Source organism: Haemophilus influenzae (assembly GCF_001457655.1).
Classification (GTDB): Bacteria; Pseudomonadota; Gammaproteobacteria; order Enterobacterales; family Pasteurellaceae; genus Haemophilus; species Haemophilus influenzae.
Genome location: NZ_LN831035.1, coordinates 257,717 through 270,163, shown reverse-complemented (window position 1 = coordinate 270,163; position 12,447 = coordinate 257,717). Strand labels below are relative to the sequence as shown.

Annotated in this window: 11 protein-coding genes and 1 rRNA gene; 6 read left to right on the top strand and 6 right to left on the bottom strand. The window is 38.1% G+C overall.

All coding sequences use genetic code 11. The annotated features are described in order from the left end of the window. Positions 1 to 83 precede the first annotated feature (83 nt). The 3 genes from rrf to AT683_RS01320 all read left to right on the top strand — a co-directional run bounded on the left by rrf (position 84) and on the right by AT683_RS01320 (position 1,381). Positions 84 to 199, top strand: a 5S ribosomal RNA gene (gene rrf / locus AT683_RS01330). Positions 200 to 376: 177 nt separating this feature from the next. Continuing rightward, the gene (gene yihI, locus AT683_RS01325; RefSeq protein WP_005648548.1) at positions 377 to 937 is read left to right on the top strand and encodes a Der GTPase-activating protein YihI; all 561 of its coding nucleotides are present in this window, start codon (positions 377 to 379) and stop codon (positions 935 to 937) included. A gap of 3 nt (positions 938 to 940) precedes the next feature. Then, complete coding sequence (locus AT683_RS01320; RefSeq protein WP_005648547.1) at positions 941 to 1,381, top strand: DUF2489 domain-containing protein; 441 nt, start codon at positions 941 to 943, stop codon at positions 1,379 to 1,381. A 61-nt stretch (positions 1,382 to 1,442) separates the two neighbouring features. On the opposite strand, the gene AT683_RS01315 is transcribed toward AT683_RS01320, so the two are convergent. From AT683_RS01315 to lptM, 3 genes are all read right to left on the bottom strand, one after another. Continuing rightward, positions 1,443 to 2,069: a response regulator gene (locus tag AT683_RS01315; RefSeq protein WP_005648546.1), complete on the bottom strand. Its 627-nt coding sequence runs from the start codon at positions 2,067 to 2,069 to the stop codon at positions 1,443 to 1,445. A 205-nt stretch (positions 2,070 to 2,274) separates the two neighbouring features. Further along, a complete protein-coding gene (lysA, locus tag AT683_RS01310; RefSeq protein WP_011272198.1) occupies positions 2,275 to 3,522 on the bottom strand; it encodes a diaminopimelate decarboxylase in 1,248 nt (415 codons plus the stop codon). Positions 3,523 to 3,569: 47 nt separating this feature from the next. Further along, positions 3,570 to 3,686 carry an LPS translocon maturation chaperone LptM gene (gene lptM / locus AT683_RS09340; protein WP_005652274.1) on the bottom strand — a complete coding sequence of 39 codons (117 nt, stop codon included), beginning with the start codon at positions 3,684 to 3,686 and terminating at the stop codon, positions 3,570 to 3,572. A 97-nt stretch (positions 3,687 to 3,783) separates the two neighbouring features. Between lptM and cyaY the strand changes: the two genes are divergently transcribed. From cyaY to proS, 3 genes are all read left to right on the top strand, one after another. Then, the gene (gene cyaY, locus AT683_RS01305; protein ID WP_005655473.1) at positions 3,784 to 4,089 is read left to right on the top strand and encodes an iron donor protein CyaY; all 306 of its coding nucleotides are present in this window, start codon (positions 3,784 to 3,786) and stop codon (positions 4,087 to 4,089) included. Between the two features lies 1 nt (position 4,090). Further along, the gene (recQ, locus tag AT683_RS01300; protein ID WP_005689013.1) at positions 4,091 to 5,950 is read left to right on the top strand and encodes a DNA helicase RecQ; all 1,860 of its coding nucleotides are present in this window, start codon (positions 4,091 to 4,093) and stop codon (positions 5,948 to 5,950) included. A gap of 84 nt (positions 5,951 to 6,034) precedes the next feature. After that, positions 6,035 to 7,753, top strand: coding sequence for a proline--tRNA ligase (gene proS, locus AT683_RS01295; RefSeq protein ID WP_005689016.1), 1,719 nt, complete (start codon positions 6,035 to 6,037; stop codon positions 7,751 to 7,753). An 87-nt stretch (positions 7,754 to 7,840) separates the two neighbouring features. Here proS and lptD read toward each other — a convergent pair whose 3' ends face one another. The 3 genes from lptD to AT683_RS01280 all read right to left on the bottom strand — a co-directional run bounded on the left by lptD (position 7,841) and on the right by AT683_RS01280 (position 12,445). Further along, positions 7,841 to 10,189: an LPS assembly protein LptD gene (gene lptD / locus AT683_RS01290; RefSeq protein ID WP_005689018.1), complete on the bottom strand. Its 2,349-nt coding sequence runs from the start codon at positions 10,187 to 10,189 to the stop codon at positions 7,841 to 7,843. 122 nt (positions 10,190 to 10,311) lie between these two features. Continuing rightward, positions 10,312 to 11,721 (bottom strand): multicopper oxidase domain-containing protein, encoded by a 1,410-nt coding sequence (locus AT683_RS01285; RefSeq protein ID WP_005689021.1) that lies wholly within the window; start codon positions 11,719 to 11,721, stop codon positions 10,312 to 10,314. Between the two features lies 1 nt (position 11,722). After that, complete coding sequence (locus AT683_RS01280) at positions 11,723 to 12,445, bottom strand: 1-acylglycerol-3-phosphate O-acyltransferase (protein WP_005689023.1); 723 nt, start codon at positions 12,443 to 12,445, stop codon at positions 11,723 to 11,725. Positions 12,446 to 12,447: the final 2 nt, after the last annotated feature.

Sequence of the window (12,447 nt, the reverse complement as noted above, 5' to 3'; positions counted from 1 at the left end):
GAGTGAAAGGTAGAGTAAAGACTGAGTAACGAGAGATAAAAGAGACGAGAGATAAAAGAGAAGACGAGTTATCAAAGAATTATCTTGGCGGCGATAGTGCGGTGGAACCACCTGAGACCATACCGAACTCAGAAGTGAAACGCTGTAATGCCGATGGTAGTGTGGGGTTTCCCCATGTGAGAGTAGGGCACCGCCAGGTTACCAAATACTTATCTAAGTTAAATAAAAACAGAAGAACCCCGTGTCGAAAGATATGGGGTTTTTGTTTTTTAGAAGTTTATACTTTAACAAAATAAGTTTAGATAAAGTTTATGTTTGTTAGTGAGAAAAATACGCACTAGTGATACAATCCACAAAATTTTAAGAAAGGTACCCTATGGCTCGTAAGAAAAAAACACGTCGAATTACAGATATTATGCCAATTCGCAAAGCAGATAAAAAAATAGATATAACAAAAGCACGCTCTGGTAAAAAGCTTACTCGTTATGAATTGGATGCTAAAGCTCGTGAAGATAAGAAAAAACGTAAGCATAAAGGTTTAGCTTCAGGATCTCGTCATAGTGCGGTTGAAGAAAAAGCGAATAAACTTCAAAATGAAATTAAAGATCCAAAAATTGGTAGTAAGAAAAAGATACCGTTGGTTGTTGAATTTGTTAATAAGCCTGAAAAAGGTCAAGTAATTCCTGTAATAAAACAGGTGAAAAAACAAGATCCAATGAAAGAGCTTGAAAATCTGGAAAATAATGAAATTCTTAATGAATTATTGGATGCTTTAGATGCGGGTAAAACTATTAGTAAATCAGATCAACAATTTGTAGATGAATGCTTAGATCGAATTTCTGAGTTAATGGAAGAACTTGGCATTGAAGACGAAGATGAAAGCGAAGATGATTTATACCGCACTTTCGAGCGTATGGATATTAATCAATTTAGGTAATCTATGATTTGGATATTTTTTGTCATCGCACTTTTCTTGGTAACTGGATTGACTCTATATGCAATCCGTTTATTAAAGCAGTTAAAAGTTCAAAAGGAATTGATTGCTAAAGCTAAGAATAATCGGGTTATACGATTAAAAGAGAGCATTGATATTATTGCTCGTGCAATGCAGTCTGGAGAATGTAATCTTTCTGAAGGCGTAATTCGTCTTACTATGCTATTAAGGCCTTTTGGTAAGAATTTATCATCTTATCCTGCGATGGCTAATTTATATGAAGTGGTGCGTGATATGCCTACACATGATGACCGTAAACTACTTGAGAAAAGAGAAAGAATGCGTCTGGATTTAGCTCGAGAAAGTGCAGAAGCACAGTTTGAAAAAAATATTAAACAAGAATTGTATATTTTATTAGAAGATATTAAATCTATTGAGCTAATTTAAATATTATAATTTTAAAGAAAAATGCGCTAAGTCTCTCCTAGCGCATTTTTTATGATTATTTTTAACGATTTTGTTCAAAAAATAATACCGTTGCTGCAACACGAGAATGAACATTTAATTTACGTAATAAATTACGGATATGTACTTTTACGGTTTCTTCTGAAATAAACAGTTGTGCTGCAATTTGTTTGTTTGATAAGCCAGTTGCAATTTGACGAAGTACGCCCATTTCACGATCCGTTAAGCTGTCTAACGGATTATCTTCGTGAGTACGTTCTAATAATAAATTTTTAATAGAATCACTCAGAATGACTTCGCCTTGTGCTATGCGCTTGATTTGGTCTAGCAATGTATCAGGTTCAGTATCTTTTAACAAATAACCATCTGCACCTGCATCAATTAGAGTATAAATATCATTTTTTGCATCAGACACTGTTAAAATTAAAATTCGCGCATCAACGCCTTCTGCACGTAATCCTTTGAGCGTATCTAACCCAGAAAGTCCTTTCATGTTGAGATCTAAAATGATCACATCAGGTGATGTTTGTAATGCCACAGAAATCCCTTCTGTGCCGCTGCTTACGTCAGCCACTACTTCAAAGTTATCGTCTAATTCTACAAGTTGTTTAATGCCACGACGCATTAACGGATGGTCGTCAATCAATAAAACTTTTAGCTTATCTTGCATAATTTCTCCTTTAGTGGTTAGAAGTCCACTTTAAAAAGCATGACATTTTATAAAGAATTCAATTCTATGCCAATCTAGAATAGAAAAAAATTTGATTTATATCACAAACTTACTATTTGAGGTAGGTTTATTGATGGATAAAAATAGAAAAAGTGCGGTAGAAAAATAGATAATTTTTTACCGCTCTTTTTTAAGATAAGAAATATTAAATGGTCGATTCTAATGCCCAAAGTTCCTGTAAGGTTTCTCGACGACGAATTAGATAGGATTGATCGCCATCTACTAAAACTTCTGCAGTGCGGGCTCTTGAATTATAGTTTGATGACATACTTGCTCCATAGGCACCAGCAGAACATTGAGCAATATAATCCCCTTCAGCAATTGAAAGTTCCCGTTGTTTGCCTAAGAAATCAGACGTTTCGCAAACAGGCCCTACAACATCATAAATGGCTTTTTCTCTTTCTAAAGTGCGGTCAATTTCGACGATGTTCATGTAAGCCTCATACAATGCTGGTCGGATCATATCGTTCATTCCTGTATCGGTAATGGCGAAATTACGGCTTTCATTACTTTTTAAGTATTGTACTTTTGCTACTAGAATTCCTGCATTTGCAGAAATTGCTCTGCCGGGTTCAAGAATAATTTCAAGTTCGGGATAATTTTTTAGTTTTTCTAATAACGCATTTGCGTAATCGCTTGGATGCGGTGGTGTTTCATCCGTATAAGTCACGCCTAAACCACCGCCCAGATCGAGATGTTTTAATGTAATTCCATCTTCTTTTAATTGTTCCATTAGGACAATTAATCGATCTGTTGCATCTAAGAATGGTTGTAATTCGGTGAGCTGTGAGCCTATGTGGCAATCCATCCCTGTTATTTTTATGTTTGGTAGCGTTGAGGCTAATTTATATACCTCTCGAGCTTCATTTACGCTTACACCAAATTTATTTTCTTTTAATCCTGTTGAAATATAAGGGTGTGTATGAGCATCAACATCTGGATTTACACGTAAAGAAATAGGTGCGATTTTACCCATTTCTCCCGCGATTTGGTTAATGTGCTTGAGCTCAGAAACTGATTCCACATTAAAGCAACGGATTCCAACTTCTAATGCGCGCATAATTTCTTCTCGAGATTTCGCAACGCCAGAAAAGACTACTTTTGACGCATCGCCACCTGCTGCCAGTACACGCTCAAGTTCGCCTTGTGAGACAATATCGAAACCTGAACCAAGTTTTGCCATAATATTTAACACGCCAATATTTGAGCAAGATTTCACGGCAAAGCAAATTAAGTGAGGACGCTTACCGAAAGCTGAGTCAAAAGCGTGCCAATGACGTTCTAGTGTCGCGCGAGAATATACATAAAGAGGTGTACCGAATTGTTCAGCAAGTTGTTGAACTGGCATATCTTCGGCATAAAGTTTGTTATGTTTATATTGGAAGAAATTCATGTTGTGTGCCTGTTTTAGTTATTTTGGGAATGATATTAGATAATAGATTATTGAGTTTGTTGAGCTTGATCTTTTTCAGGAAAATATAAAGAACCTTTTACGCCGCATCCTGTTGTCACAATGCAAATTGCACTAAGCACTAAAATTGATAGTAGTTTTTTCATTTTTCTCTCTCTCACTTATCGGTAAATCCGCCTTTCACAAGCTTGAGAAAGGCTTTATAATTTGCCACATTTTATCAGATTTAAACAGGAACATTTTATGAATATTGCAGAATTTCACCAAAATATTGAACAAGTTTGGCAAAAAATTGAAGAAGAATTGGAAAACCAAGGTGCAGATGTAGATTGTGAAACGCAAGGTTCAGTATTTACAATCACCTTTGATAATCGCACACAAATAGTGATTAACAAGCAAGAACCGCTGCTTGAGCTTTGGATTGCAAGTAAATTAGGCGGTTTCCATTTTGCTTTTAAAAATGGCGACTGGGTTTCTAATGACGGACAACGTTTTTGGGATTGTTTCGTTGAAGCCTGTGCTGCACATGGCGAGAACGTGCAGTTCTAAAATGCTGGATTCTCCTTTACCATCAAAAATAATAGAAAAACCGACCGCACTTTCTGTTTTGAAATCGGTTTTCGGTTATCAATCTTTCCGTAAAGGGCAGGAAGAAGTTATTAATGCTGCTTTAAATGGACAAGATGCGTTGGTGGTAATGGCAACGGGGAATGGCAAATCGCTTTGTTACCAAATTCCCGCACTTTGTTTTGATGGTTTAACTTTAGTGATTTCTCCGCTGATTTCCTTGATGAAAGATCAAGTGGATCAGCTGCAAGCTAATGGAATTGAGGCGGATTTTCTTAATTCTAGTCAGACTTTAGAACAGCAGCAACAAGTACAAAATAAGCTTATTTCTGGGCAACTTAAACTACTTTATGTGTCGCCAGAAAAAGTGATGACGAACAGTTTCTTTCAACTTATTTCTTATAGCAAAGTCTGCTTTATTGCGATTGATGAAGCACATTGTATTTCTCAATGGGGGCATGACTTTCGCCCTGAATATACCCAGCTTGGCGGTTTAAAAGCCAGTTTCCCTGATGCGCCGATTATGGCACTTACGGCAACGGCAGATTATGCGACTCAAAAAGATATTCTGCGGCATCTTAATCTGAAAAATCTGCACAAATATATTGGTAGTTTTGATCGACCAAATATTCGTTATACCTTGGAAGAAAAATACAAACCTATGGAGCAACTGACACGTTTTGTGTTGGCTCAAAAGGGTAAGAGTGGGATTATTTATTGCAACAGCAGAAATAAGGTTGAGCGAATTGCGGAAAGTTTACGCAATAAAGGTGTCTCTGCTGCTGCTTACCACGCAGGAATGGAAACGGCAATTCGTGAACGTGTGCAACAGGATTTTCAGCGTGATAATGTTCAAGTAGTAGTCGCAACCATTGCTTTTGGAATGGGGATTAATAAATCCAATGTGCGCTTTGTTGCCCATTTTGATTTACCACGTAGCATTGAATCTTACTATCAAGAAACAGGTCGAGCAGGACGTGATGATTTGCCTGCCGAGGCGGTTTTGTTTTATGAACCAGCTGATTACGCTTGGTTACAAAAAATTCTCTTCGAAAAACCAGAAACGCCACAGCGTCAGATTGAGCAGCATAAATTAGAAGCTATTGGGGAATTTGCGGAAAGCCAGACTTGTCGCCGTTTAGTTCTTCTCAATTATTTTGGCGAGCATCGACAAACACCATGTAATAACTGTGATATTTGCCTTGATCCTCCTAAAAAATATGATGGCTTAGTCGATGCGCAAAAAGTAATGTCTACTATTTATCGAGTGGGACAATGTTTTGGTGCACATTATGTGATTGCGGTGTTGCGTGGCATGCACAATCAGAAAATTATTGAACGCCAACACCATAAACTTTCAGTATATGGCATTGGAAAAGATAAAAGCAAAGAGCATTGGCAGTCTGTTATTCGTCAGCTTATTCATTTGGGTTTTGTGCAACAGGTTATTAGTGAATTAAATCCAACGTTGCAACTTACTGAAAGTGCGAAAGTGATTTTGAAAGGCGAAGAACCGTTAGAATTGGCAATGCCTCGTATTTCTTCAATCAGTAAAATTGCCCATAATCCACAACGTCAAGGTGTTGCAAATTACGATAAGGATTTATTTGCACGCTTGCGTTTCCTACGCAAACAAATTGCCGATAAAGAAAATATTCCGCCGTACATTGTCTTTAATGATGCGACGTTGCAAGAAATGGCACAATATATGCCGACAAGCAATATTGAAATGTTGCAAATTAATGGCGTGGGCTCTATCAAATTAGAGCGGTTTGGGCAGCCGTTTATGGCATTGATTCAAGAACATAAGGCAATTTTGGCGAATGCGCAAAATAATGACTAAGTGTTAAAAGTGCGGTTAAAAATGACCGCACTTTTTGTTATACTTGCGCCAATTTTTTCAGTTCTTAGAATTTAAGGTTAAACAATGCGTACAAGTCAATATTTATTTTCCACCCTAAAAGAAACGCCAAATGATGCTCAGGTTGTGAGCCACCAATTAATGTTGCGTGCAGGTATGATTCGCCCAATGGCATCAGGTTTATATAACTGGTTACCGACGGGTATTCGCGTATTGAAAAAAGTGGAAAAAGTTGTTCGCGAAGAGATGAACAAAGGTGGTGCCATTGAGGTATTAATGCCAGTTGTGCAACCTGCGGAATTATGGGAAGAGTCTGGTCGTTGGGATCAATATGGCCCTGAATTGCTTCGTTTTGAAGACCGTGGAAACCGTAACTTTGTACTTGGGCCAACTCACGAGGAAGTGATTACAGATTTAGTCCGCCGAGAAGTTTCTTCATACAAACAACTTCCACTTAATTTATACCAAATTCAAACTAAATTCCGTGATGAAGTGCGCCCTCGTTTTGGTGTAATGCGTTCGCGTGAATTTATTATGAAAGATGCGTATTCTTTCCACACGACACAAGAAAGTTTGCAAGCAACCTATGATGTGATGTATCAAGTATACAGTAACATTTTTAGACGTTTAGGCTTAGATTTCCGTGCGGTGCAAGCGGATACAGGTTCAATCGGGGGTTCAGCTTCTCACGAATTCCAAGTGTTAGCTTCAAGCGGGGAAGATGATGTTGTGTTCTCAACGGAATCGGATTTTGCCGCGAATATTGAGCTTGCAGAAGCAATTGCTATAGGCGAACGCCAAGCTCCAACCGCTGAAATGTGTTTAGTTGATACACCAAATGCGAAAACTATTGCGGAGTTGGTGGAGCAATTCAATTTACCAATCGAGAAAACCGTAAAAACTTTGATTGTGAAAGGTGCAGACGAAAATCAACCGCTTGTTGCGTTGATTATTCGCGGCGACCATGAATTAAACGAGATCAAAGCACAAAAACACCCGTTAGTGGCAGATCCCCTTGAGTTTGCGGACGAAACTGAAATCAAAGCGAAAATTGGTGCGGGCGTGGGATCGTTAGGCGCGGTAAATCTTAATATTCCTGCAATTATTGACCGCACTGTGGCGTTAATGTCTGATTTTAGTTGTGGTGCGAATATTGATGGAAAACATTATTTCAATGTGAACTGGGTACGCGATGTAGCAATGCCTGAAGTATTTGATTTACGTAACGTAGTAGAAGGCGATCCTAGTCCAGATGGCAAAGGCACGCTTCAAATCAAACGTGGTATTGAAGTGGGGCATATTTTCCAACTGGGTAAAAAATACTCTGAAGCGATGAAAGCGACCGTTCAAGGCGAAGATGGTAAACCACTTGTGATGACGATGGGTTGCTACGGTATTGGTGTAACTCGTGTGGTGGCTTCAGCGATTGAACAGCATCATGATGATCGCGGTATCATCTGGCCATCAGACGAAATCGCCCCATTCACTGTGGCGATTGTGCCAATGAACATGCACAAATCTGAAGCCGTGCAAAAATACGCTGAAGAACTTTACCGCACTTTACAATCGCAAGGCGTAGATGTGATTTTTGATGATCGTAAAGAACGCCCAGGCGTGATGTTTGCAGACATGGAACTTATCGGTATACCGCATATGGTGGTAATCGGTGAGAAAAACCTAGACAACGGTGAAATTGAATATAAGAATCGTCGTACCGGTGAAAAAGAAATGATTAGTAAAGATAAATTGCTCAGTGTTTTAAACGAAAAGTTAGGTAATCTCTAATCAGTATTTTATTTTGTATATTGTGACAAAAGAGCGGTTAAAAATAGCCGCTCTTTTTGTTGATCTAACGTTTATATTGAACAATGTTTAATCCAAACTAAATGCTCGAATATAAGGTAGTTTTCCTTTTTCTAACATCTCTTGAATACCGCTTTGATGGTCATTGCTGCCTAACCCCCTTAATTCTAAGGTTATGCCAATGCTATTATCATAAACAATTTCATTACGTGTTTGGTTTTGGTGGTTTGTGACATTGCGTTTTACACCAACACTTGCAGCCCAACAGCAACTGTTATATTGAACGCCTAGATATTGTTCTACTGGTTTTTGTAAGGCGAGATCTTGATAATAGCGTCCTACTACAGCCCAATTATTGGCAATTTCCCAGCCTACAACTAATCCCACTTGTTGGATATCTTGTTGATAGGCGTTAGCCGATTTACCTAAGTTTTGGTCAATATATTCTTGGTTCACATATCGATAATTTAACTGAATTAAATTATTTTTTTCAGGATTATATTCTAGTGATGTATTCGCTAATGATGTTGAATTGGTATGAGTATCAAATTGATAGCTACCACGCCAATACCATTTATTACTTATTTTCCAATTAGATTCTAATGCCCAAGCAGATGATGAAGTTGGTGTTTTATTCGCAGGGTTTTCATCAATACGAGAATTACTTAAGTAATAAATTTGACCTGCAGATAAATTAAATCGTTCTTCGCCAGCAATATCATAAAAACGCGTTGTGCCACCCAAGGTAACTTGATTTGCCGATGAAATTCGATCTAAACCACTATAACGGCGATCACGGAATAGCGAATAGTAATCTTGCTGTACTAATGCTGAATCGTAACCAAATCCCAAATAATCATTATTAAGTGTTGAACCAATATTGCTTTGATTTCGGTAAGGACGATATAAATACTGCACGTGCGGTTCGAAGGTTTGTGTATACTCTTTTAAGAACGTTATATCGCGTGATAATACACTTTGTAAATCAACTTTAAATTGTGGAATAACTCGATTTACCGTTTTTTGCACGTCCTCTGCATTTTTTCCTGAACCTTTTTTCTGCTCGTAACGAGTCGCATAAAGTTTCGTTTCAATATTCAAACTGCCGTATTTATTTGACATTAAAGAATTTAGGCTAGGTTCTGCATGGAAACGCCATGCAGTTGGCATCAATTTACTGTCATTATCAAAACGAACTGCTTGTGAATGTAATTTGAAATTTAACCATCCATTCGCTAAATCATATTTGTGATAGTTGAAATCTAATTGTGGTACTGCACGGTAAGGGCCGATGTTTACAATATCATCAAAAATTTGGAACTGATGTGCAGAAAGAGAAAAATTATAATTTGGTTGATAATAAGCTATGCGAGCATATTGGTTCGCATAACCATCGGTACTGCGTCCATAAATAGAATCAAAGTCGTTGAAATAACGTTTATCGCTTACTCGGGTGTAATTAATATTTAGACGCCAATTTTGTAAAAAGCTAGAATTGTGATTCCAATAGAACAAATGACGTTTTCGATTATCACTAGCATATTCAGAGTAACGATCCTTACCTAAATATTCTCCTGCCACTTTACCTTCGCCAATGGAGGTTAAATAGCGAAATTCCCCATTTGCTTGCCAACCACGGCGAGACATATATTTCGGGGTGAAAGTAAGATCATAATTAGGAGCGATATTCCAATAAATTGGTTGTGCATACCAAAGACCATCTCGGTTAGATGTTCCCGCGCTTGGAATCAATAAACCAGAACGACGACGATCTCCAATGGGTAATTGTAAGTAAGGGGTATAAAAGACGGGAACACCATGTATTTTAAAGCGAGCATGCCACATTTCAGCATATTCTTCTTTCACGTATTGACGAATTTCTGACGCATCTACAGCCCAAGCATTGTCGCCGTGCAAACATGACGTAAAGGTTGCATTCTTCATTACACGATAATTATTATGCAGTGTTATATTATCAGCTTTACCACGTCCTTGACGACCGACAAATTCATATTCTGAATTTGTTAAATTACCATCGTGACTATCTAAATTAAACTCTGCATCTTTACCCAACATATTGATCTGATTATCTTTATAATCAAATCCATTGCGGACATAAGCCATGCGTAAAGGTGTTGATTGGTTTCCAGATTGTTTGACCTGCACGGATTGTGCTAACAAATGGCGATTGCCTTGTTTCAAATCTACATTACCTTGATAGGTCGCATCATTTGGCTGATTAATTTCTGCGTTATCCGCTTCAATATATACAGGCAGAGAATTCACATCACCCGTCACGACTTCACCGCTAAATTTTGGCACGCCCATTAAACATTGTTCGTGCAAATCTGCCAAACTTTGTTGGCTATAAAGTGCGGTCAAAATAGCAAGTGAAATTAAAGTGTGTTTTTTATTCATCGTCTTGTTTTAATTTGTCAGAAAATTGGTCAGATTATACTGGAAAAAGTGCAAGGCTAGTAATATTTTTCAAGAAGTGATTATTAATAGAATATCCACTGGGTTATGATTAAATTTTTTGTCTATTGAACCATCAATACGCCAAGACAGCCCATATCTTCTAACATTAAATTCGATACCCCAAATAAGAATGGGAAGTTGCCAGAAGATGCTTGATCAAATTTCACTAAAATTTGAGTTTTGTTTTTTACCCAAACGGTATCTTTCCAAGCTAATTCTTCAGCTTGTAATTGATGTTCTCCTTGGCTTTCCACCACAAATTTGGCACCTTGAATAGTAAATCCAACAGGTAAACTTGCATTTAAAATCCAGCGTTCAATGGTGCCTTTACGAGCCATAACATCAACCTTGCGCGGGTCAAAACGTCTTTGATTAATTAAACCGTTTGTGACATCAATATTAAATTCTCGAGTTTGTGCAACGGCTTGTTGTAATATTGCTGGTGCATCCGTTTCGAAAGTTAGATTCGGTTGTTTGTTAAATGCGGATAGTTGTCCTTGAGCACGTAATTCAAGGACGGTGTTATTAGCGAGTTCATCGCCTGAGAACAACATATTTTTTATTTTTTCGTACAAGCTACGTTTACTTCCGCTAATGAGAGATACGTTGTCAATTTCATTCATATTAACCAGTATTTCTGCGCGTTCTCCTGGCGAGAGAACCAAAGATTTGACTGATTTCGCTTTGGGTAAGAAACTTAAATCTTGTGCAATAAGTAGCATTTCTTGATCATTATCCAAGCGTAAATCATAAGCACGCGCTAATGAGGCATTGAGCAAACGTAAACGAATCCAACCCCGTGCAACATCTAAATATGGTGCTTCAATACCATTCACTAATAAGCGATTGCCTACAAAGTGCGGTTGATTTTGTTTGAATAATTGGAGACCATCATTGTTAAATTCCATATCTTGTAAAATCAATGGAATATCATCTACGCCGTATTTATTGGGAAGATTAGCTTTTAGGCTTTGCTCATCTTCAATTAACCACATTCCAGCTAAGCCACGATAGGTTTGATAGGCTGAGTTGGCTAATGTCGCGGAACGATACCAGCAGCTTGCTGCAGGTTGTTCAATAGGCACGATGGGTGCCCAAGATTCGCCTTTTTTGAGAACTCGAGCTGCCCCGCCAAACAGTTCGCCTGATGCTTGTAAACCTTGAATAGACAAGGCAACGGATTGTGGCAAATTGTTATGATAATTAAGTTTGGCAAAGCTACCTGATTTGATTTTAATGGTTGGGCCAAGATAATTACCGTTGAATCCCCATACCGTCACATTGTGTGAGCCATCTAACGGATAATTCGTTTCCTGCATGGTTAATACAATCGGGCGACCGCGACGAACTTCAATTAGTGGCGGCACAACTAGTTTTTCACGGCTTGCCGCTAACAATGGTGCTGGCACGGTGGAAAGTGCGGTAGAAATCGCAGCTGTTTTTAATAATTGACGGCGGGAAAGGCGTGGCATTTTAGTTTCCTTTTGCTATCTCTTCATCAAGTTCGGCAATGCGTTTTTCCATTAGATCATGACAATAAGCCGCAAGATCGCGAACATTGTCTTTGGTATAGCCTGAAACATCGATTGGATCCATTATTTCGCAAATCACTTTGCCATTATCCCAACGATTTAAATTAATTTTGTTATGCGTGCTTGAACACACCACTGGAATAATTGGTACACCTGCTGAAATCGCCGCATGGAATGCACCCGTTTTAAAGGGTAATAAACCGCGACCGCGATTGCGAGTGCCTTCTGGGAACATCCAAATTGATAAATTATCTTCATTAATTCGTCGTGCAAGCTGTGACATCGTATTATGCGCTTTTGTGCGGTTTTCTCTATCCAAGAAAATATTACCCGTTACCCAATATAAAATGCCGAAGAAGGGTATCCAAATTAAGCTTTTTTTACCCACACTTACTGTGCGAGGTTGCACCATATAAGAGATTGTTACCATATCATAATTATTTTGATGATTACCGATATAAATGGCGCGGCTAATTTGCTTCTGATCTTGAGGAATACGATGTTCTACCTTTAAGCCAAAAAGTGGATATAAGCGTCCAAACCAACGAGCAACAATGCCTACGTTGCTTGGATTTTTAAAGCGGATAAAAGAATAAATCGTACCCAGTACACAAATTAGAATACAGCAGATTAATACGAGGAAAATTCGAAGTAGTTTTAACATAA

What these genes read in the sequence shown, in the direction of transcription:
- AT683_RS01280 (WP_005689023.1), bottom strand. Translation starts at nt 12,445, where the DNA reads ATGTTAAAACTACTTCGAATTTTCCTCGTATTAATCTGCTGTATTCTA.
- lptM (WP_005652274.1), bottom strand. Translation starts at nt 3,686, where the DNA reads ATGAAAAAACTACTATCAATTTTAGTGCTTAGTGCAATTTGCATTGTG.
- recQ (WP_005689013.1), top strand. Translation starts at nt 4,091, where the DNA reads ATGCTGGATTCTCCTTTACCATCAAAAATAATAGAAAAACCGACCGCA.
- yihI (WP_005648548.1), top strand. Translation starts at nt 377, where the DNA reads ATGGCTCGTAAGAAAAAAACACGTCGAATTACAGATATTATGCCAATT.
- lysA (WP_011272198.1), bottom strand. Translation starts at nt 3,522, where the DNA reads ATGAATTTCTTCCAATATAAACATAACAAACTTTATGCCGAAGATATG.
- lptD (WP_005689018.1), bottom strand. Translation starts at nt 10,189, where the DNA reads ATGAATAAAAAACACACTTTAATTTCACTTGCTATTTTGACCGCACTT.
- AT683_RS01315 (WP_005648546.1), bottom strand. Translation starts at nt 2,069, where the DNA reads ATGCAAGATAAGCTAAAAGTTTTATTGATTGACGACCATCCGTTAATG.
- AT683_RS01285 (WP_005689021.1), bottom strand. Translation starts at nt 11,721, where the DNA reads ATGCCACGCCTTTCCCGCCGTCAATTATTAAAAACAGCTGCGATTTCT.
- AT683_RS01320 (WP_005648547.1), top strand. Translation starts at nt 941, where the DNA reads ATGATTTGGATATTTTTTGTCATCGCACTTTTCTTGGTAACTGGATTG.
- proS (WP_005689016.1), top strand. Translation starts at nt 6,035, where the DNA reads ATGCGTACAAGTCAATATTTATTTTCCACCCTAAAAGAAACGCCAAAT.
- cyaY (WP_005655473.1), top strand. Translation starts at nt 3,784, where the DNA reads ATGAATATTGCAGAATTTCACCAAAATATTGAACAAGTTTGGCAAAAA.